Annotated in this window: 15 protein-coding genes and 1 pseudogene; 6 read left to right on the plus strand and 10 right to left on the minus strand. The window is 60.5% G+C overall.

Translation table 11 applies throughout. From position 1 onward, the window contains the following. Positions 1-18 precede the first annotated feature (18 nt). From L901_RS25045 to L901_RS25065, 5 genes and pseudogenes are all read left to right on the plus strand, one after another. Complete coding sequence (locus tag L901_RS25045) at positions 19-1251, plus strand: sugar ABC transporter substrate-binding protein (RefSeq protein ID WP_059761025.1); 1233 nt, start codon at positions 19-21, stop codon at positions 1249-1251. Positions 1252-1362: 111 nt separating this feature from the next. After that, positions 1363-2265, plus strand: a complete 903-nt coding sequence (locus L901_RS25050; RefSeq protein ID WP_059761027.1) for a carbohydrate ABC transporter permease — start codon at positions 1363-1365, stop codon at positions 2263-2265. After that, the gene (locus L901_RS25055; protein ID WP_059761029.1) at positions 2262-3089 is read left to right on the plus strand and encodes a carbohydrate ABC transporter permease; all 828 of its coding nucleotides are present in this window, start codon (positions 2262-2264) and stop codon (positions 3087-3089) included. The genes L901_RS25050 and L901_RS25055 overlap by 4 nt, the downstream gene beginning before the upstream one ends. Next, positions 3086-4170 (plus strand): annotated as a pseudogene (locus tag L901_RS25060) (ABC transporter ATP-binding protein). The gene L901_RS25055 and the pseudogene L901_RS25060 overlap by 4 nt, the downstream one beginning before the upstream one ends. Positions 4171-4223: 53 nt before the next feature. Then, positions 4224-4445 (plus strand): hypothetical protein, encoded by a 222-nt coding sequence (locus tag L901_RS25065; protein WP_059761031.1) that lies wholly within the window; start codon positions 4224-4226, stop codon positions 4443-4445. Between the two features lie 19 nt (positions 4446-4464). Here the strand turns inward: L901_RS25065 and L901_RS25070 are convergent, their stop codons facing one another. From L901_RS25070 to L901_RS25100, 7 genes are all read right to left on the minus strand, one after another. Then, entirely contained in the window at positions 4465-5091 is a 627-nt protein-coding gene (locus tag L901_RS25070) for a dual specificity protein phosphatase (protein ID WP_003522028.1), read from the minus strand. Between the two features lie 47 nt (positions 5092-5138). After that, positions 5139-6053 (minus strand): inositol monophosphatase, encoded by a 915-nt coding sequence (locus L901_RS25075; protein WP_120356992.1) that lies wholly within the window; start codon positions 6051-6053, stop codon positions 5139-5141. Between the two features lie 61 nt (positions 6054-6114). Further along, positions 6115-7203 carry an ABC transporter substrate-binding protein gene (locus L901_RS25080; protein ID WP_059761033.1) on the minus strand — a complete coding sequence of 363 codons (1089 nt, stop codon included), beginning with the start codon at positions 7201-7203 and terminating at the stop codon, positions 6115-6117. An 82-nt stretch (positions 7204-7285) separates the two neighbouring features. Next, positions 7286-8434 (minus strand): ABC transporter substrate-binding protein, encoded by a 1149-nt coding sequence (locus L901_RS25085; protein WP_059761035.1) that lies wholly within the window; start codon positions 8432-8434, stop codon positions 7286-7288. A gap of 15 nt (positions 8435-8449) precedes the next feature. Beyond that, positions 8450-9574 (minus strand): ABC transporter substrate-binding protein, encoded by a 1125-nt coding sequence (locus L901_RS25090; protein ID WP_059761037.1) that lies wholly within the window; start codon positions 9572-9574, stop codon positions 8450-8452. A gap of 33 nt (positions 9575-9607) precedes the next feature. Then, on the minus strand, positions 9608-10741 hold the full coding sequence (locus L901_RS25095; RefSeq protein WP_059761039.1) for an ABC transporter ATP-binding protein: 1134 nt from the start codon (positions 10739-10741) through the stop codon (positions 9608-9610). Further along, positions 10741-12594, minus strand: coding sequence for an iron ABC transporter permease (locus tag L901_RS25100; RefSeq protein ID WP_059761041.1), 1854 nt, complete (start codon positions 12592-12594; stop codon positions 10741-10743). Before L901_RS25100 ends, L901_RS25095 begins: the two co-directional genes overlap by 1 nt. Before the next feature lie 513 nt (positions 12595-13107). On the opposite strand from L901_RS25100, the gene L901_RS25105 reads away from it, so the two are divergent. Further along, the gene (locus L901_RS25105; protein ID WP_020811113.1) at positions 13108-14094 is read left to right on the plus strand and encodes a LacI family DNA-binding transcriptional regulator; all 987 of its coding nucleotides are present in this window, start codon (positions 13108-13110) and stop codon (positions 14092-14094) included. A 48-nt stretch (positions 14095-14142) separates the two neighbouring features. Here the strand turns inward: L901_RS25105 and L901_RS25110 are convergent, their stop codons facing one another. The 3 genes from L901_RS25110 to L901_RS25120 form a co-directional block, all read right to left on the minus strand. Then, positions 14143-15786, minus strand: a complete 1644-nt coding sequence (locus L901_RS25110) for a Na/Pi cotransporter family protein (protein ID WP_059761043.1) — start codon at positions 15784-15786, stop codon at positions 14143-14145. A gap of 82 nt (positions 15787-15868) precedes the next feature. Continuing rightward, positions 15869-17554, minus strand: coding sequence for a metallophosphoesterase (locus tag L901_RS25115; RefSeq protein WP_059761045.1), 1686 nt, complete (start codon positions 17552-17554; stop codon positions 15869-15871). Beyond that, on the minus strand, positions 17548-18156 hold the full coding sequence (locus L901_RS25120) for a dual specificity protein phosphatase (protein WP_059761047.1): 609 nt from the start codon (positions 18154-18156) through the stop codon (positions 17548-17550). The genes L901_RS25115 and L901_RS25120 overlap by 7 nt, the downstream gene beginning before the upstream one ends. Positions 18157-18206 lie beyond the last annotated feature (50 nt).

An 18206-nucleotide genomic window follows, 5' to 3' on the forward strand; every position in this document is an offset into this window, starting at 1 on the left:
AACCAAGAGGAGGAGATTATGGGTATCGCGAAATGCATGATGGCCGGCGCATTTCTGCTGGCGGGCGTGTCCGCCGGCGCTATTGCGGCGCAGGCAGAAGATGTGACGTTGACCCTCTGGTCGCTGGATCGCGATATCCAGCCCGCGCCGAACCTTATCAAAGAGTTCAACGCGCTCAACAACGGCATCAAGATCGAATACCGGCAATTGCAGTTCGATGATGTGGTAAGCGAATCCATGCGCGCCTATTCCACCGGCAATGCGCCCGACATCATCGCCATAGACAACCCTAACCACGCCATGTTCGCCGCACGCGGCGCCTTTCTCGATGTGACCGATATGATCGCCAAGTCGGATGTCATCAAGACGGAGAATTATTTTCCGGGACCGCTGAAATCGGTGATGTGGGACGGCAAATATTTCGGCGTGCCGAAGGCGACGAATACGATTGCGCTTTATTACAACAAGGACCTGTTCAAGGCCGCAGGGCTCGATGCAGCAAAAGCGCCGCAGACCTGGGACGAGCTGGTGGAAGCGGCCCGCAAGCTGACCGACCCCTCGAAGAATATTTACGGCATCAGCTTCAGCGCCAAGGCGAATGAGGAAGGCACCTTCCAGTTCCTGCCCTGGGCGCAGATGGCAGGCGCGACCTACAAAAACATCAATACCGAGGGTGCCGTCAAAGCACTCGAAACGTGGAAGCTAATGCTGGATGAAAAGCTGGCATCGCCGGATACGCTGACGCGCAGCCAGTGGGACTCCACCGCCACCTTCAACGCCGGCAACGCCGCCATGGTCATTTCCGGCCCATGGGAAATCGACCGCATGCTGAAGGACGCCAAGTTCGACTGGGGTGTTGCTTTGCTGCCGGTGCCCACGCCCGACGCCCCCCGGTCTTCGGCCATGGGTGACTATAACTGGGCGATCTTCTCCAAGACGAAACATCCGGAAGAGGCCTTCAAGGCAATCGAGTTCTTCGCCTCTAAGGACAAGGACATGTTCAAGAACTTCGGCCAGTTGCCGGCGCGCTCGGATATTCCGGTTCCGCCGACCGGCAATGCGTTGAAGGATGAGGCGCTGAAGACCTTCGTGGAACAGCTGAAATATGCGCAGCCGCGCGGCCCCTCGCCCGAATGGCCTAAGATTTCCAAGGCGATTCAGGATGCCATTCAGGGTGCGCTTTCGGGACAGATGACGCCGAAAGCTGCGCTTGATCAGGCCGCTGAAAAGATAAAGCTGGTCGAAGGCTGATCCGGGCGGGCGGCCGGGTTTCTCCGGCCTCCACCCAAGGGGTTCCTCCCGGTGGGGCTGCCTGCCGCGACAAGCGGCGGCGGCCCCGACTGGAGCTTGCGAGGATGTTTCATGAAAAAACTGTTTTCCAGCCTCAGTGACGGTCGCGGTTTCGATATCGTCCTTGTCGCCTTTCCTTTGGGCTTCCTGTTCCTCATGGCTGGGCTGCCGCTCATCTACAACATCGTCATGAGCTTTCAGGAAGTCGACATGTTCAGTCTGGGCACCTTCGTGCGCCCCTTCGTCGGCTTCAAGAATTACATCGATCTGTTCCGGCAGCCGGAAACATTGCCGATCCTTTTCAACACCGTCACCTTTGTCGTGGCCTCGATTGCCGGGCAATTCGCCATCGGCTTCGGCCTGGCGCTGTTCTTCTGGGTCAATTTCCCCGGTGCAACCTGGCTGCGCGGCCTTTTTCTCGTGTCCTGGGTCATGCCTGGCCTCGTGGTGGGCGCAATCTGGAACTGGATCCTCTCCGGCGATTTCGGCGTGTTGAATTTCTTCCTGCGGGAAAGCGGCCTGATATCGGGCAATATCTTCTGGCGCTCCGATGCGAATTTTTCGCTCTGGGCCGTTGTCATCGCCAATATCTGGCTCGGCACCTCCTTCAACATGATCCTGCTTTCGGTCGGTCTCGCCTCCATCCCCGGCGATCTCTATGAGGCCGCGGAACTGGACGGCGCCAATGCCTGGCAGCGCTTCTACACCATCACCCTGCCGATGATGCGCTCCACCATCGGTGCGATCGTTTCGCTCGGGCTGATCTTCACGCTGCAGCAATTCGATCTTTTCGCCGCCATCACCGATGGCGGACCGAACAACAGCTCCAACGTGGCGCAATATTGGGCCTGGGACCTGTCCTTCCGGCAATATGATTTCGGCAAGGGCGCCACGATCTCCGTCATCATGATCGTTTTCGTCATGCTGGCCTCCATCGTTTATGTGCGCTCCACACGGCATGAGGTGCGCGGATGAACATCACGACCCGCAACCGTCTGATGCTGGCCATCGCCATCCTGCTCGCCATCATCTACCTTTTCCCGCTTTACTGGATGTATCTGACCTCGCTTAAAAGCGGCTCGGAAATGTTCGCCAATCCGCCCGCCTTCTGGCCCACGGACCCGCAGTGGCAGACCTATGCCTATGTCTGGAACAGCCGCAACATGGGCCGATACCTTTGGAATTCGGTGCTGATCGCTTCGAGCGCGGTGCTGCTGATCACCATTCTCGGCGTCGGCTGCGCCTATGTGCTGGCGCGCTATCGCAATGTCTGGGTGGATATCGGCCTGTTCCTCATCCTCATGCTGCAGGTTCTGCCGGCATCGCTGATGATCACGCCGATCTTCGTCGGTTTCTCGCAATTCGGGCTTCTGGATTATCCGCGCCTGTCGGTCATCCTCGCCATTGCGGCGAAAAGCATGCCCTTCTTCGTGGTGCTTGTGCGCGCCACTTTCATGGCCGTGCCGCAGGAACTGGAAGAGGCGGCGCTGGTGGACGGTAATTCCCGGGTCGGCGCCTTCTTCAACATCGTGCTGCCGCTTGCCAGAAACGGCATTCTCGTCAGCGCCATCCTCATCTTCATGCAGGCCTTCGGCGAGTTCGTCTATTCGAAATCGATGATCCAGGCGGCCGAATTGCAGCCGGCGAGCGTCGGCCTCAATTCCTTCATGGGCCCCAATACCAGCGAATGGAACAACATCATGGCCTATGCGACCATGTATGTGACGCCCATTCTTGCCCTCTTCATTCTCTTGCAGCGCCGCATCGTATCCGGCCTGACATCGGGAGCGCTCAAATGACCCTTCAGATCGAACTTTCCGGCGTCAACAAATATTACGGCGCCTTTCATGCGTTGAAGAACATCAACCTTTCCATCGAGAAGGGCACCTTCGTCGCGCTTGTCGGTCCGTCGGGCTGCGGCAAATCCACGCTTCTGCGCTCGCTTGCCGGGCTGGAAACCATATCGGCCGGCGACATGCGCATTGCCGGCACGCTCATGAACGGCGTGCCGCCGCGCAAGCGCGATGTGGCCATGGTGTTCCAGTCCTATGCGCTCTACCCGCATATGACCGTGGAGGAAAATCTCACCTATTCGCTGCGAATGCGCGGCGTCGCCAAGGCCGAGGCCCGCAAGGCGGCGGAAGAAGTTGCGGCCACAACAGGTCTTTCAAAGCTGATGAAGCGTTATCCGCGCGAACTCTCCGGCGGCCAGCGCCAGCGCGTGGCCATGAGCCGGGCGATCATCCGCAATCCGCAGGCCTTCCTGTTCGATGAGCCGCTTTCCAATCTCGATGCGGCGCTACGCGTCCACATGCGCAAGGAAATCCGCGCGCTGCACGATCGCCTGCATGCAACTTCGGTCTATGTCACCCACGACCAGATCGAAGCGTGACCATGGCCGATCACGTCGTCGTCATGCGCGATGGCGTGATCGAGCAGCAGGGCACACCGCTGGAACTATACGACCGCCCGGTCAATCGTTTCGTTGCGGGCTTCATCGGCTCGCCGGCCATGAATTTCATTCCGGCGACCGTCAGCCCGGATGGCGCGTCGCTTCAGCTCAGCTTCGGCGAAGGCGAATCGCAGCAATCGATCGGGAATCCGGCCTCCCTGCCGCCCGGCAAAGATGTGATCGTCGGCATCAGGCCGGAACATATCCGGCCGGCCGCAGCAGGCGGGGCGGCATTGACGCTGCCGGTTTCCGCCGTGGAAACGACCGGCTCGGCCACCTTCCTCACCACGGGAACCTCCACCGAACTGGTCATCGCGGTGCAGGGACGCAGCGCAGTCAAAGCCGGTGAAACGATCGGCCTCGACATCGACCCTTCCGATATGCATTTGTTCGATGCGGAAACAGGCGTCGGCCTCCTGACCCGCTGAGCGGCGGTTTTGCCGGCTGTTTCCTCCCCGACAAACACGAAGCGTGGAGTCGAATGACCATAAACGGGAAAACAGCATTCCTTATCGGCGCGGCTATCCTCGCCGGTGTCGTCATCGTCCAGCTCAAGGATGTCCACATCGCCATCGGGGAACGCGCCATGGGAGACTATGACGGTTCGAGCAACCCGGAAGCGGCCTCCCGCACCGAGCGGGAAGCAAAAGAGGCAGCCGCGCGTGCCGAGGCCGCGGCAAGCGCGCTGGAACCGCAAAACTGACCAGACAGTCTTCCGCCTTTCAATGCGCGGCGTCGATCATGGCAATCCAGCCTGCGGCCCGGCGGGCAGCATCCGCAAGCACCGGTTTCGGCGCCTTGTACCATTCGTTCTCCGGCAATTCGCGTTTCAGGCGAACGAAGCCGATGGCGTCATCCAGCGTCGGAAACTCCATTGGCAGCGTGAGATGCAGGAAAAGCGCAACGACGGCGACGGAACGCGAACGTCCGCCCCGGCAATTGATGAGCACGTTGCCACGCTCCCGCCGGGGATAGGAGGGCTTGTCGGGCAATATCTGCTCCAGCGCCGCTCGCAGGATATAATGGGCCGCAACCATCTGGGTATCGGGATTTCCGCTCCCGTCGATCAGGCCGATCTTGTAGTAGCGGATTTCGCCCGGCCCATAGACGCTGCCTTCATGATCGGAAACGACCTGTGACTGCTCCACGAAATTGAAATCCAGATTGACGGCGCAATTGACGACGGTGGTAATGCCGTTTTGGCGTAGAAGATTGAGGTCGCTCGCCCCCTCCTTGCCGGAAATGAAGAGATCGACGCCGTAAAGCGGATGCTGCTCATAGATGCGGCTGAGCTTCGGCAGCTCGCCTGTTTCCTGCTCTCGGAATGGGGTCGGTTGCGATTGCGGCATGTCATGTCTCCATCGGCGTTATACGGCCGCCGTCATCTATTGCGTCTTCAGGCCTTCGCGGCCGACTGGTTCAGTCGGATCGCCGCATTGGCGATGCGGCTTTCGGATATGGATCGCGCCACCCGCTGCAATGTCGAATAGCTGGCCCCCTTACCCGTGGCGATATAGCCCGGGCAAAGGAAATCGGCGGAACCTTCCGCCACCTTTCCGAGGGTCAGCGGCTCATAGGTTCCGCCGGCGTTTTTGAGAATGAGAATGGCGGCGGCCACATCCCACGCATTGACGCCGAAACCGGCGGCCGCATCCGTCCAGCCGGCCGCGACATGGGCAATACTGAGCGCAGCGCTGCCGGGCCGGCGCAATGTCGAAAAGGTCTCGGCAAGAGTGCCGAAATTGGCGAGCGCCGCTTCCCGCCCATCCAGCCGGAAATCGCGCGAGACGGGATAGCCGGTGATGAGCGTCGCCCGCGTCTCATCTGCAACGCTGCGGGAATGCAGCCTTTCGCCATCAAGATAGGAGGTTTTGAGATCGGCGGAGAACATCTGGTCCGCCACGGGATCGTAAACCACGCCGGCGACGGCTTCTCCGCCTATGACGGCAGCAATGGACACGCACCAGAAAGCAAGGCCGCGGGCGAAATTTGCCGTGCCGTCGATGGGGTCGACATACCATTGCACCTCACCGCTACCGATCTGGCCGCCCTCCTCGCCCATGATCGCCGAATTGGGCTCCCGTTCGAGAATGACGGCGCGGATGGCAGCCTCGGCGCGCTTGTCATGGATGGTCACGATATCGTGGAGATCGACCTTGTAGTCCACCGCCATATCCGACCGAAACGCCGCCAGCAGCGGATCGCGCACGGCACGCACCGCTGTTTCAGCGATCTTCATCAACCGCACAGAGCGGGAAAACGCATCCTCGTCTCCAGGTTTCCGTTCGCTCAATGAGGTCTGCATCGGCATGTCCAGTCCGTTCGTTCGCAAAAAGGAGGAGGCGGCGCGGCACGGGCCGCGCCAGCCGGGGTTATTTCGTATAGTTGACGCGCCAGAAATCCTGCCATTCCTCGCGGCGGTCGAAATCATCGAGACCGGTGGCGGAATCGTAGCCCATCAGCCGGTCGGCGACCTTCATCAGCCCCGAAGGCTCGTCATCCGGCATCTTGATGTCGGTATTGGTCGGCAGCTTGCCGTCCTTCATCTGCGGGGCGATGCCCTCTTCCGTCAGGACGTAATGGATAAAGAGCTTGGCCGTGTTCGGGCTTCTGGTCTTGGAGGCCATCAGGCCGAGCTTGATATAGGTCCAGCCGACCCAGGGATCGAGATCGGTGCAGAGGCCGAGCTTGTAGCCCTTGTCGGCATTGTCGCGAAATTTGGCCGAACTCAGCAGGCCGAAGAAGGGCTGCTTCTGGCCGGGGGCGCCCACCGCCTCCGCCACCGGGTCGTCGCCATCCGTGGCGAGCGGACCATTCGCGGCCAGCGCCTTGATCCAGGCGGCTGCCGCGCCCTTTTCCTCCATCTGCTTGCCGGAATGGGCCTTGTAGGCTGCCGCCACCTTTTCATTGCCGTGGGCTTCAAGCTGGTTGAACCAGTCCGTATAGGTGCTCTTGCTGAGCGGATCGACCATGGCGACCTTGCCTTTCCATTTCGGCTCGGTCAGTTCCCAGATATTCGTCACCGGGCATTTGTCATAGACTTCGGTATTATAGGCCCAGACATTGGCATTGGTGGAAATGGCCAGCGGGTTTTGAAACTGCGCCGGGATTTTCGAGGCCATGTCGCCCGGCAGATAATTCTCGACGAAACCTGCCGGCAGAAGCTGGGCGAGCGCCGAAGGCGCATCGGTGATCAGCACCACATCGCCCTGCACATTGTTCGACTGGCTTTCGCGGATAATCATCTCCAGCTGGCTATTGGCGGAAACCTTCACTCCCGTCGCCTTCAGCCCGTATTTGGCGCTGAATTTATCGGCCATCTCAACGATCTTGCCGGTGCTGTCATAGATGTTGATCGGCTTCTCCTGCTTCGCAGCCGCAAGAACAGCCTCGAGATCGAAAGTCTCTTCAGCCGCCGCGGTCAGTACGGAAACGCCCATAATCGCTGCAGCTGCGACCATGGCCGAAGCGGTCCTCAAATTGGTTCTTCGCATCGTTTCCCCTCCCAAGGAAAAGACAGGCGGGCTCGCACCCGCCTTCCGTTTATTTTTTGTAGTTCACACGCCAGAAATCCTGCCAGCCTTCGCGCTTGTCGAGATCGTCGGCCGCCGTTGCGGCGTCGAAAGCCATCAGCTCATCGAGATGATTGGCGACCTTCGAGGGCTCATCCGCCGGCAGGGCTATTTTCATATTGCCGGAGAGCTTGCCGTCAGCGGTCTGCGGCGCGATGCCTTCTTCCGTCATCAGGTAATGCAGGAAAAGCTTCGCCGCATTCGGGCTTTTTGTTTGCCCGGCAATCAGCCCGAAACCGGGATAAAGAAAGCCGGAAAAGGGCTTTACGCCGCTGCAAAGACCGAGCTTCAGCCCCTTGGCCTCGTTGTCACGATACTTCGCTACCGAAGTGATGACGAAGAAGGGATCGGCCTGCCCCGGCGCACCGGCCGCATCCGCCACCGAACTCGAATCCGTCAGCAGCGGTGCATTTTCGGCAAAGGCTTTCACCCAGGCCGCCGTTGCGCTTTTTTCGCCCGTCTCCAGCTTCTTGCCGTAAAGGTCCTCATAGGCCCTGGCGACATCGGCATCGTGATGGGTTTCGATCTGGTTGAACCAATCGGCATAAAGCGGCTTGTCGAAGAGATCGAGCATGGCGAGCTTGCCCTTCCACTTTGGCTCCGTCAGCTGCCAGATGTTGGTGACCGGGCATGTGTCGTATTTCTCGGTATTGTAGGTCCAGACATGCGGGTCCGAGACGACCACGAGCGGATCGCGCAGCTTTTGCGGAATATCGCCTTCGAGATCCGGCGGCGTCCAGCTGGTGGCGATGCCTTCCGGCAGAAGCTCGCCCATGGCGGAGGCGACATCGGTTGCCACGCTGACATCGCCGACGACATTGCCCGCCCGATGTTCGCGGATCATCAACTCGACCTGCGTTGCCTCGTTCACCTTCTTGCCGCTCGCCTGCACGCCGTATTTGGCGGTGAAGGCCTGTGCCGTATCGACGATCTTGCCGGTCACCGCATAAACCGTGATCGGCTTTTCCTTCTTCGCGGCGTCGATGAGCGCATCGAGATTGAAGGCATCCTGCGCATGGGCGGCCCCGCTGAGCGCCAGCGAAAAGCCGAGGCAAAGTGCGGAGGCGGTCCTCCGCCACCTGCGCTCATTGCCATTCTTGTTCTGAGTAGTGATCGTCACCAGATGGTCCCCCCGTTATTTTTTGTAGTTCACACGCCAGAAGTCCTGCCAGGTTTCACGCGCGTCCCAGTCGTCAAGGCTGGTCGCCATGCTGTAGGGCAGAATGTCATCGAGAACGGCGCCGATACCCGACGGCTCATCCGCAGGCAGGCTCACCTCTTTGTTGGTCGACATCTTGCCGTCGATCGCCTGCGGCGCGATGCCTTCGGCGGTCATGATGTAATGAATGAAGAGCTTCGCCGCGTTCGGGCTGTTCGTGCCCTTGGTGATCAGCCCGACACCCGGATAGAGCCAGCCGACCCAGGGTTTCAGCTCCTTGCAGAGGCCGAGTTTCATGCCCTTCTCGGCATTGTCGCGGAACTTCGCCGAGCTGATGAGGCCCATGAAGGGCTCCTTCTGGCCGGGAGCGCCTACGGCTTCGGCGGCGGCCGCATCGGCGTCGGTCAGCAGCGGAGCGTTGGCGGCAAGCGCCTTCACCCAGGCCGCAGTCGCGCTCTTTTCCCCGGTTTCGAGGTTCTTGCCGTAAAGCGCCTTATAGGCCGCCTTCACCTCGCCGTCGCCGTGGCTGGCCATCTGGTTGAACCAGTCGACATAGGAGGCCTTGCCCAGCGGATCCTGCATCGCCACCTTGCCCTTCCACTTCGGGTCGGTCAGTTCCCAGATGTTGGAAACGGGGCATTTGTCGAAAAGCTCACTGTTATAGGCCCAGACATTGGCGCTGGTGACGACGGTAAGCGGGTCCTGATATTCCGGGGGAATATTGCCGGCCATATCCGGCGGCAGCCAGCTTTCGACGAAACCGAGCGGAATAAGCTGCGCCATCGCCGCAGGCGCGTCGCTGATGATCGAGACATCGCCCTGAATATTGTTGGCGCGCGCCTCGCGGATGATCATCTCCAGCTGGGCCGAGGCCTTCACCTTCGCGCCCTCTGCGCCGACACCATATTTTGCCGCGAAGTTCTTCGCCATTTCGACGATCTTTCCCGTGCTGTCATAGACGGTGATCGGCTTTTCCTTTTTCGCCGCCTCGATCAGGGCATTGAGGTCGAAAGGTTCTCCCGCCTTCGCCGCGCCGCCAAGCGTTGCGGCGATCGCCGTTGCGCATAACAGCTGGCTCAGGCCCGTCATTGTCCGCTTCATACTGCTTCTCCTTCAGCCGTCTCGGCGGCGTTTTCAGTTGTAGGTGCTGTTGCGCAGAACGGCGTCCGCCTCGGTGATGCGCTGACCCCTCACGTCAAAGGCGTGCAGGGCCTCGGGCGGCACGTGGAAAAACACGCGGTCGCCGCTGTCGGTACGCGGCAGGGAATGGGTGGTCAGGAACAACGTGTGGTTCTCGCTTCTGAGTTCGAGAATCCAGCTGCCGCCGGTCGGCAGCACGCCGGTCACCGTCATCTCGCCGGAGAAGCTGCCCTGCGGCACATCCTCGGGCTTCATCGCATAACCCATCGCCTCCGGCCTCATGCCGATCGAGGCGATGCCGCGCAGTTGCGGATAACGCGTTGCGAAATAGGCTTCCGCCCTGTCGGCTATATCCGACACGCCGGGCTGGCCGAAGGTCAAGATGTTGATCGGCGGGCTTCCTACGAATTCGGCGACGAAACGATTGGCCGGACGGTCATAGATATCGTTCGGCGTGCCCATCTGCTGCAGCGTGCCTTCGTTCATGACGGCGATGGTGGTGGCAAGCGTCATGGCTTCCCACTGGTCATGCGTCACGAAGACGATGGTGGTCTTGAACTCCTTGTGCAGCCGCTTCAGCTCGGCGCGCATTTCCAGCCGCAGCCGGGCATCCAGATTGGAGAGCGGCTCATCGAGAAGCAGAACGCCCGGATTGACCGCAAGCATGCGGGCGAGCGCCACGCGCTGCTGCTGGCCGCCGGAAAGCTGCGACGGATAGCGGTCGCGATATTTGGCGATATCGAGCGCCTGCATGACGCGCTCCACCCGCGCTTCGCGCTCCGCTTTCGGCAGCTTGCGCAGGCGCAGGCCGAAATCCGTGTTGCGCTCGATGGTCAGATGCGGCCACAAAGCGTAGCTCTGGAAGACCAGACCCATTTCACGCTTTTCCGGCGGCACGAAGATGCCTTCGGTAACGGAATCGATCACCCGGTCGCCGACGCGGATTTCCCCGCCGGAGAGGTTTTCAAGGCCGGCGATCATCCGCAGCGTCGTGGTCTTGCCGCAGCCGGAAGGGCCGAGCAGACACATGAACTCGCCGTCGCGAATTTCGAGATCGAGATCGGAAACCGCATTTGCGGAATTCACACCGTAGTTTTTCTGCGCACCGCGCAGGTTGATGGTAGGCATCAGCTTCCAAGTCCTTCTGCAAGATTTGTGCGGGTCAGCTTCTGGGCCAACAGCGTGCCGAAATAAGCGATGGCGGCGATGATCAGCACCACGGCGTTGGCGGCCTGCGTGTAGTGGTAGTCGACCAGCCGCAGTGAATAGGTGGTCAGAACATCCGTGCTCGGCACGGCGAGGATCACGAAGAGGCTTAAGCCCTTGATGCCCGAAATGAAGGGCAGGAGAACCCCGGTCACCAGCGATCCCTTCTGGATCGGAATGACGATGGAGATCATGCGGCGGAACCAGCCCGCACCGGCGATCTGGGCCGCCTCTTCGGGATCCTTTCCAAGTTGCGTCATGGCCGAAATGCCGGCGCGCGAGGCATAGGGCATCTGGTCGGCAATCAACGCGAGGATGAGGATCGTCACCGTGCCATAAAGCGCCGGCATCGGCCCGCGCGGAACGGCAAAGAGCGACAGATAGGCGGCGGCAAAAGCGATGCCGGGCACGAGATAAGGCAGGAACGTCACCTGTCGCAGATAGACCGACAGGGCCCGCACCGGTGTGCGGATGACGACATAACCGACAAGCAGGCCGAGAATACCCGATGTGAGCGAGGCAAGACCGACGATCATCATCGTGTTTTTCGCGGCTGCCCACAGATCGGGGCTCAGGAGCACGCCGGTCTGCAAAGCCACGGTGTTGAGATTGCTGCCGATCCAGTAATCGAGGGTGAAGTTGTCGAACGTGAAGCGGGCTGGCATTTTCATGACGGTCGAAAGCGCCAGGGTCAGAAGCGGCAAGCCGACACTGAGGATGAAGATGGCGGCCGCAAAGCCGGTTGCCGGAAGCCGCATCTTGCCGAGGCGGCTCTGCCGGTTCATCGAACCCTTCGAACCGATGGTCACGAAACGGCGGGCTTCGCGAACGAGCCGGGCGTCGATCATGAGCGTAATGATGCCGATGAGCATGATCGAGGCCGCAACGACGCCGGCAACGCCGGTCTGGCGCGAGGCGATGCTGCGAAACAGCGAGGTCGACAGGACTTCGAACTTCACGGGCAGCCCGAGAACATAGGGTACGCCGAACTCACCGAGGCACTTCGCAAAGATCAGCACCATGGAAGAAAGCAGCGCCGGGCGCATCAGCGGCAGGATGACCTGCAACGCCACCTGATAACGATGGGCGCCGAGAATGCGGGCGGAATCTTCAAGCTGCGAGTCGAAGCGGCGAAGCGCCGAACCGAACAGCAGGATGACGAAAGGCGTGTAGTGCAAGGCAAGGATAATGGTGATCGGGAAACGCCCATAAGCCACCCAATCCGGCGGAGTGAGCCCTATCGCCTCGAACCAGCCGGGCTGACCGCCAACGGTGCGATTTTTAAACAGCGTCGTCCAGGCAAGCGCAAAGGTCCAGGCCGGCAGCATATAGGGCACGATCAAGGCGGTGGCGAACCAGCGACGGCCGAACATGTCCGTCCGGCTGATAAGCCAGGCAAGCACGGTGCCGATGACGAGCGAAAGCGCAATCGCCCCGAATGCCACGGTCAGCGTATTGAAGAGCGGACGCCAGAAAAGATCCGATGCGACAGGCGAAAAAAACGCCCTGTCGAGATAATAAAGCGTGAGACCGCCGACATCCTTGCCGAGACGCCGTTCGTGGCCGAACTGGACGCGGACGGCGTCGAGAATGATCGAAATGATCGGAACGACGATCAGATAGGTGAAAAGCAGCGCCGTCAGGACGCCGATCAGCGTCGTCGGTTCCCTGAGCGCGACCTTGAGACGATACCGCCAGGCCTGCCATGCCGAAGGCGCGGTCGCCGGGGGACTTCCCAGCGCCTCCGCCTTCGTCGATTCGCTTAAAAGAGCCATTATCTCTCCCCATATGGCCACGCAATTGCCGCCACACGCCGGCAAGCACCCGCCTTCGCGCGACCAGCAGAACAGGCGGCGCGTGCGTTGACCTTCAGCAATGCGTCAATGCTTCACAAGCGGGCGTCCAGCCCACAAATAACGATGATCCAGCTCCTCCCGAAAACATCGCCGGCAAGGCCGATGTAGAATAAAAATTCCATATCTTCCTTAACCTTGGAATGCATGATCCGTCTTAAAAGACATTTTGTCAATGAAAAAATGCACACGTGATCACTAACTTATTTATTTGTTTTAAAATGGTTTTTTGTCACAAAACTGTAATTTTTGAACGAGCTTGCGTGGGAAATGTTTTTTCCCTGCATGGCGACAATGGAACGGATGAGACATTTTCCTGGAATGCGGGCGGCCTTTTCTCAGCGTGGCCGAGCACAGGTGAAAAATTTCAATTGGAATAGCCGACATCATATGGCCTGTGATATCAGGCATAGGATTTCGCAACGGGGGAGTTGAATGGCGAGAGGGTTCGTGACGGCCGAAGAAGTGGCGAAAAAGGCCGGGGTTTCGCGCTCCGCCGTCTCGCGTACCTTCACACCCGGCGGCAGCGTATCGAAGGCCGTCCGGCGCAAGGTACTGAAAGCCGCGCAGGAACTCGGCTACCGCGTCAACCGGCTGGCGCAGGGCCTCAACAATGACCGCTCCAACCTCATCGGGGTCGTCGGCGCCAACCTCAGCTCCCCCTTCATTTCAAAGCAGCTCGATCTCCTCAGCATCGGCCTTCTGCGTCGTGGCCTGCAATGCCTGCTGCTGAATGCGGCGGATGCCCGCAAGGACATTGCGCCGCTGATCGAGCTTCTCTTCGAATTCCGTGCGCAGGCCATCGTCGTTCTCTCCGGCGAACCGCCGGCCTCGATCGTCGATGAATGCATCGCCAATGGCGTACGCCTCATTCTCATCAATCAGCGTCTTGATCGCACCGATACGAATATGGTGCTGAGCGACGATTCCCGCGGCGCCGATCTTGCCGCCATGCGGCTTGTGGAAGCGAAATGCAAAAAGGTCGCGGTCATTTCCAGCGGCAGCCAGACGCCGGCACAGTTGCGCCGCGCCGCCGCCTTTACCCAGCGCATGACCATTGAAGGCATCGAGGTCGTTCCATGGTCCGGCGGGCCGACGAGCTATGACAGCGGTTATCAGGCCGGCTGCGAGTTGCTATCCGACAAGACGATAGACGGCGCTTTCTGCGTGACCGATCTGCTGGCGCTCGGTTTCATGGACGCCGCGCGGCTGGAAATGGGCCGCCGGGTGCCGGAAGATCTCTCGATTGTCGGCTTCGACGATATTCCGCAGGCGGGCTGGAAAAGCTACCAGCTGACCACCGTTGCCCAATCCTTCGACGCATTGACCGAGAAGGTTTTAACCGCGCTCGATAGCGATGAGCCGGAAACCCGGCTTCAGGTCGTACCCGTTTCCATGGTCGAGCGTATCACCGCGCGCTAGAACAAATGCATTCCGGGCATAAGCCGTCACGCGGCTTTACCATATCCCCTAACCGACCTGCTTGATGCGGCTTTCGATAAGAAGGCCGCTTTCATCGAGGATCGGATGGGCGACGGCGGCAATATGGGCGTTGATGCGTTTCAGATCGCGCAACATGTCGAGATGCACCGAGCTGGTCTGAATGCTGTCAGCCCGCCCGTCGCGCAGGCGCTGGAGATGGCGCTCCGACGACTGCTTTTCGAGGCGCCGCACATCTTCCTTCACCTCCACCAGCCGGCGTGCAAGCGCGGCATTGCGGGTTGCGAAGACGGATTGCGCCATGCGGATATTGTCGAGAGTGACAGTAAAAAGACGCTCAAGCTCGCTCTTGCCATCATCGGAAAACCGCAGTCCGAGATCGATCTTCTTGGCGATTTCCGGGCGGATGCCTTTCTCGATGATATCGCCGATATGTTCGAGATTGATGGCATATTCGACGATATCCATCGCACGCCTCTGGTCTTTCCCGCTCAAGCCGTCCTGCCCCACCTTCGAGACATAGACCTTTATGTCGTGCTGTATCCGGTCGACCCGGCCTTCCAGCGCGCTGATATCATTGAGTTTCGCAACGTCGCTGTCACGCATGGCTTCGCCCGCCTGCCGCAGCATGCGCTCGATCAGATCGCCGACCAGAAGAACCTCGCGGCTCGCGCCGGCAAGGGCGGCAACCGGCTGATCGAGATCGTGGCTGTCGAGATAGCTGCGATAGCTTTCGCTTTTCTCTTTTTCCGGAAGCAGCGCCGTCGTTACCCGCAGCAACAGCGGTGAGAGCGGCCAGGCGATGGCGGCGACGGCCAGGTTGAAGAAAAGATGCGCATCGACCGCGAGATTGGCGTGAGAAAAAGGCGACATCTCCAGCAGCGCAGCGCCATATCCGGCAAGAGGCAGCGCCGCGAGACAGCCGATTGCCCTGACGATGAGGTTGCCGACGGCCACCCGGCGCGCTGTAACCGGCGCTTTCAGCGTCGCCAGCACCGGCGGCACCGCGCCGCCGAGATTGGCGCCGAGCACCAGAACGATCACGAGGCTCGTTTCAACCCCGCCGCTTGCGGCAAGCGACAGGATAAGAACGACAATCGCAAGACTGGAGGAGGCGAGCGCGGCCAATACGGCGGAGAAGATCAGCGCCACCGGCCAGGCATTGCCGAGCATGCCGATGAAGAGACCGAGCGCCGGCGATTGCCTTATGGGATCTGTCGCAGCCGAAAGAAGATGCAGCGAAAGCAGCATCAGGCCGACACCGGCGAGGGCCGCACCGCCCCCCTGCCGTTGCACCGATTTTCCGCGTGACAGGACAACACCGGCAAGGATGAGCATCGGCGACAGCCAGCCAAGCCCAAGCGCCACAATCCAGGCGGTCATCGCCGTGCCGACATTGGCCCCGAGCAACACGATCTGCGCCATGGCCGGCGCGATGAGGTCCTTTTCGACGAAGGAGGCAACCATCAACGCCGTAGCGGTCGAACTCTGCAGGGCGATTGTCGCCACGAGGCCGGCGATGAAAGAACGAAATCCACCCCGCGTGCCGGCCGCAAGGCCGGTGCGAAGCCGGGCGCCGAAGGCGCGCGACATTCCGTCCTTGATTTGCCCAAGGCCGAAAAGCAGCAGCGCCACTGCGCCGAACAGATTGATGCTGACCACGACAGATTCCATCGGATCACCCCGCTTGTCATCCTCGCCGCCGGTCCGGGTTCAGCCCCACCATGACGGCCGCGCTTGTTGCAAACACCTCAGGTCAAACCGCAATCCGTTCACGCTGCGGTACAAGCCCAAGCTCCAGATCGCGTGGGCTGCCTTCGGCACGCTCGAGAAACAGGCCGAGGGCTCCGAAGAAGATTTCGAGAAAGCTTTCGACCGAACCATCGTGACGATCCGGCTCGCGACCGAAGCGCTCCGCCAGCATTCGATAAAGGGAAAGCCGTTGCGGCGCGATGTGCGGCAGCGCCAGACCTGCGCCCTGGCGCAGGCAATACCAGTCGGCAATCAGTTCGAACATCGGCAGGTCCAAGGACAGGACAGCAGCATCAGACGAAGATTGGCCTTCCCCTCCAAACAGATCGAGAACCTCCCGAACGCTTTTGCCGGCGATTGCCGTGACGACCTCGGCCGGCCATTCCTTGGGGAAATAACGGTGCCTGATCAGCGCCCGCTTGTGGCCCAGCAGAAATTCACCGTAATTGCCGGCGGCAAAAGCCAGGTCGTTCGCCTCGCCCGCCAGTGCTGTCTCCTGCGCGTAACCATCGCAAATGCGGCCATTGACCGGCAGCGCGGCCATCTCCACCGTCTCGACAAGGATTTCCTGCCGCGACGGGTGGACGACCTTGAAGGCGGGCGGAAAGGCGACGAGCGACGGCACGGCGATATTGGTGAGCGAGTTTTCGCCTTCCCCGCGCCGGGTCACGCCTTCCACATGCAGGTGCCCGCTGAAATGAACGGCAAGCCCGGCCTGTAACAGCGTATCCTCCACCGCCTTGCGAGGCGTGCGGCGCACGACATTGGTTTCACCGAACAGGGCGCCTTCCGCACCGCTTGCGCCATCGAAAGGATCGAGCGCCGGATAGTGGGAAAAGCCGAGCAATGTCTTGCCGTGCAGCTCCGCCCTGCGGCGCACATCGGCGATCCAGTCGATGAGGAAGGGCTTGCAGCGCAAAAGCGCATTCCAGCCACCGGAGGTGCTGTCGATGAAAGCCATCTCCTCGCCCGCTTCGAACTCACCATCGAGCGGCTCGAAAATATTGGCGTCGATCATCAGCAGCCACAGACCCGGCTCCGGCTCGACCAGATAGGAGGCATCCATCAGGCGGTAGACATTGCGCCCATCGGGTGAGCGCACCGCATACAGCCGGTCCTCCGGCGCATCGGAAACACCGAAAGGGGTTTCCCAATGCAGATAATCCGGCTGGCGGAAATAGCCGAAAGCCGCCATCGGGCCAAGGCCTGCAGGATAGCCTTCGCAATACATCCCGTCGCTCACGACGACGCGCTCACCGGCCCGCCGCGCATCGCTTGAAACGGAAAGGCATTTGCCGTTTTCCGTCAGGAACTCCTTGGTATGGTGCCGGCCGCGCGGGCCGAAAATATCGTGGTTTCCGGGCAATGCGTAGAAGGCCGTGCCGTGGGCGTCGCTGTGGCGTTGCAGGATGCCCTTCAGCGTTTCGGTCGTCACTCGTTGGCCATCATCGGTATAGTCGCCAAGCAGTACCACGTGGCGAATGCCGCGCTGCCGCACCTCTTCCAGCGCCGCATGCAATGCATCGGCGCTTTCGTTGAAAACTCGGGTGGATTCACGCGTATCCGACCAGCTGCGCATGGTGAGGCGCTGACCGTCGATTTCGATGCCGGGAAATCCGAAATCGGCTGCCGTGTCATGGAAATGCGCGTCTGCGATGACGGCAACGGAGGGAAGCGTGCGTGTCAGCATGGTTGAGCGGTCTTTCTGCCCTCGACCATGTCGATCCAGTCGGAAGCACGGCGGGCGGCGGCGTAAAGTATCGGTTTCGGCGTCTCGAACCATTCGTCAGGCCGCAATTCCCGTTTCGTGCGGATCACGGCCAGCGCATCGTCGAGGGTCGGATAGAGATCCGGCTGCTGCTTGTGCAGGAAAAGCGCCACCAGTGAGACGGAACGGCTGCGGCCGCTGCGGCAATTGACGAGCACATTGCCGCCATCTGCAAAGGGATAGGTTTCCCGCTTCGGCATGGTCTGGCGAAGCGCGCCGTCGAGAATGTAATAGGCGCCCAGCATCATGGTGTCGGGACTGCCCTCACCATCGATAAGGCCGAGCTTGTAATAACGGATATCGCCATAACCCACGGCGCGCCTGTCGCCCTCTTCCTCCGCCGCCTGCACGAGATTGATATCCAGATTGACGGCGCAATTGACGACAGTGGTGATGCCATGCCGGCGCAGGAGCCCGAGATCGCTCGCACCATCGCTGCCGCCAATGTAAAGCGCAGCATTGTGCGGGCCGAGCCCTTCCGCAATCAGGCTGATTGCGGGCCGGGCATAAACGGGTCCATCCATTTCATTCCTCCACATGCATGAAGCACGAGGCCCCCTCAGCGAAAGGGCCT

Source organism: Agrobacterium sp. D14 (genome assembly GCF_001526505.1).
In the GTDB taxonomy this organism is placed as follows: domain Bacteria; phylum Pseudomonadota; class Alphaproteobacteria; order Rhizobiales; family Rhizobiaceae; genus Agrobacterium; species Agrobacterium leguminum.

What these genes read in the sequence shown, in the direction of transcription:
- L901_RS25065 (WP_059761031.1), top strand. Translation starts at nt 4,224, where the DNA reads ATGACCATAAACGGGAAAACAGCATTCCTTATCGGCGCGGCTATCCTC.
- L901_RS25070 (WP_003522028.1), bottom strand. Translation starts at nt 5,091, where the DNA reads ATGCCGCAATCGCAACCGACCCCATTCCGAGAGCAGGAAACAGGCGAG.
- L901_RS25115 (WP_059761045.1), bottom strand. Translation starts at nt 17,554, where the DNA reads ATGCTGACACGCACGCTTCCCTCCGTTGCCGTCATCGCAGACGCGCAT.
- L901_RS25090 (WP_059761037.1), bottom strand. Translation starts at nt 9,574, where the DNA reads ATGAAGCGGACAATGACGGGCCTGAGCCAGCTGTTATGCGCAACGGCG.
- L901_RS25105 (WP_020811113.1), top strand. Translation starts at nt 13,108, where the DNA reads ATGGCGAGAGGGTTCGTGACGGCCGAAGAAGTGGCGAAAAAGGCCGGG.
- L901_RS25055 (WP_059761029.1), top strand. Translation starts at nt 2,262, where the DNA reads ATGAACATCACGACCCGCAACCGTCTGATGCTGGCCATCGCCATCCTG.
- L901_RS25050 (WP_059761027.1), top strand. Translation starts at nt 1,363, where the DNA reads ATGAAAAAACTGTTTTCCAGCCTCAGTGACGGTCGCGGTTTCGATATC.
- L901_RS25100 (WP_059761041.1), bottom strand. Translation starts at nt 12,594, where the DNA reads ATGGCTCTTTTAAGCGAATCGACGAAGGCGGAGGCGCTGGGAAGTCCC.
- L901_RS25120 (WP_059761047.1), bottom strand. Translation starts at nt 18,156, where the DNA reads ATGGATGGACCCGTTTATGCCCGGCCCGCAATCAGCCTGATTGCGGAA.
- L901_RS25075 (WP_120356992.1), bottom strand. Translation starts at nt 6,053, where the DNA reads ATGCCGATGCAGACCTCATTGAGCGAACGGAAACCTGGAGACGAGGAT.
- L901_RS25045 (WP_059761025.1), top strand. Translation starts at nt 19, where the DNA reads ATGGGTATCGCGAAATGCATGATGGCCGGCGCATTTCTGCTGGCGGGC.
- L901_RS25110 (WP_059761043.1), bottom strand. Translation starts at nt 15,786, where the DNA reads ATGGAATCTGTCGTGGTCAGCATCAATCTGTTCGGCGCAGTGGCGCTG.
- L901_RS25080 (WP_059761033.1), bottom strand. Translation starts at nt 7,203, where the DNA reads ATGGTCGCAGCTGCAGCGATTATGGGCGTTTCCGTACTGACCGCGGCG.
- L901_RS25095 (WP_059761039.1), bottom strand. Translation starts at nt 10,741, where the DNA reads ATGCCTACCATCAACCTGCGCGGTGCGCAGAAAAACTACGGTGTGAAT.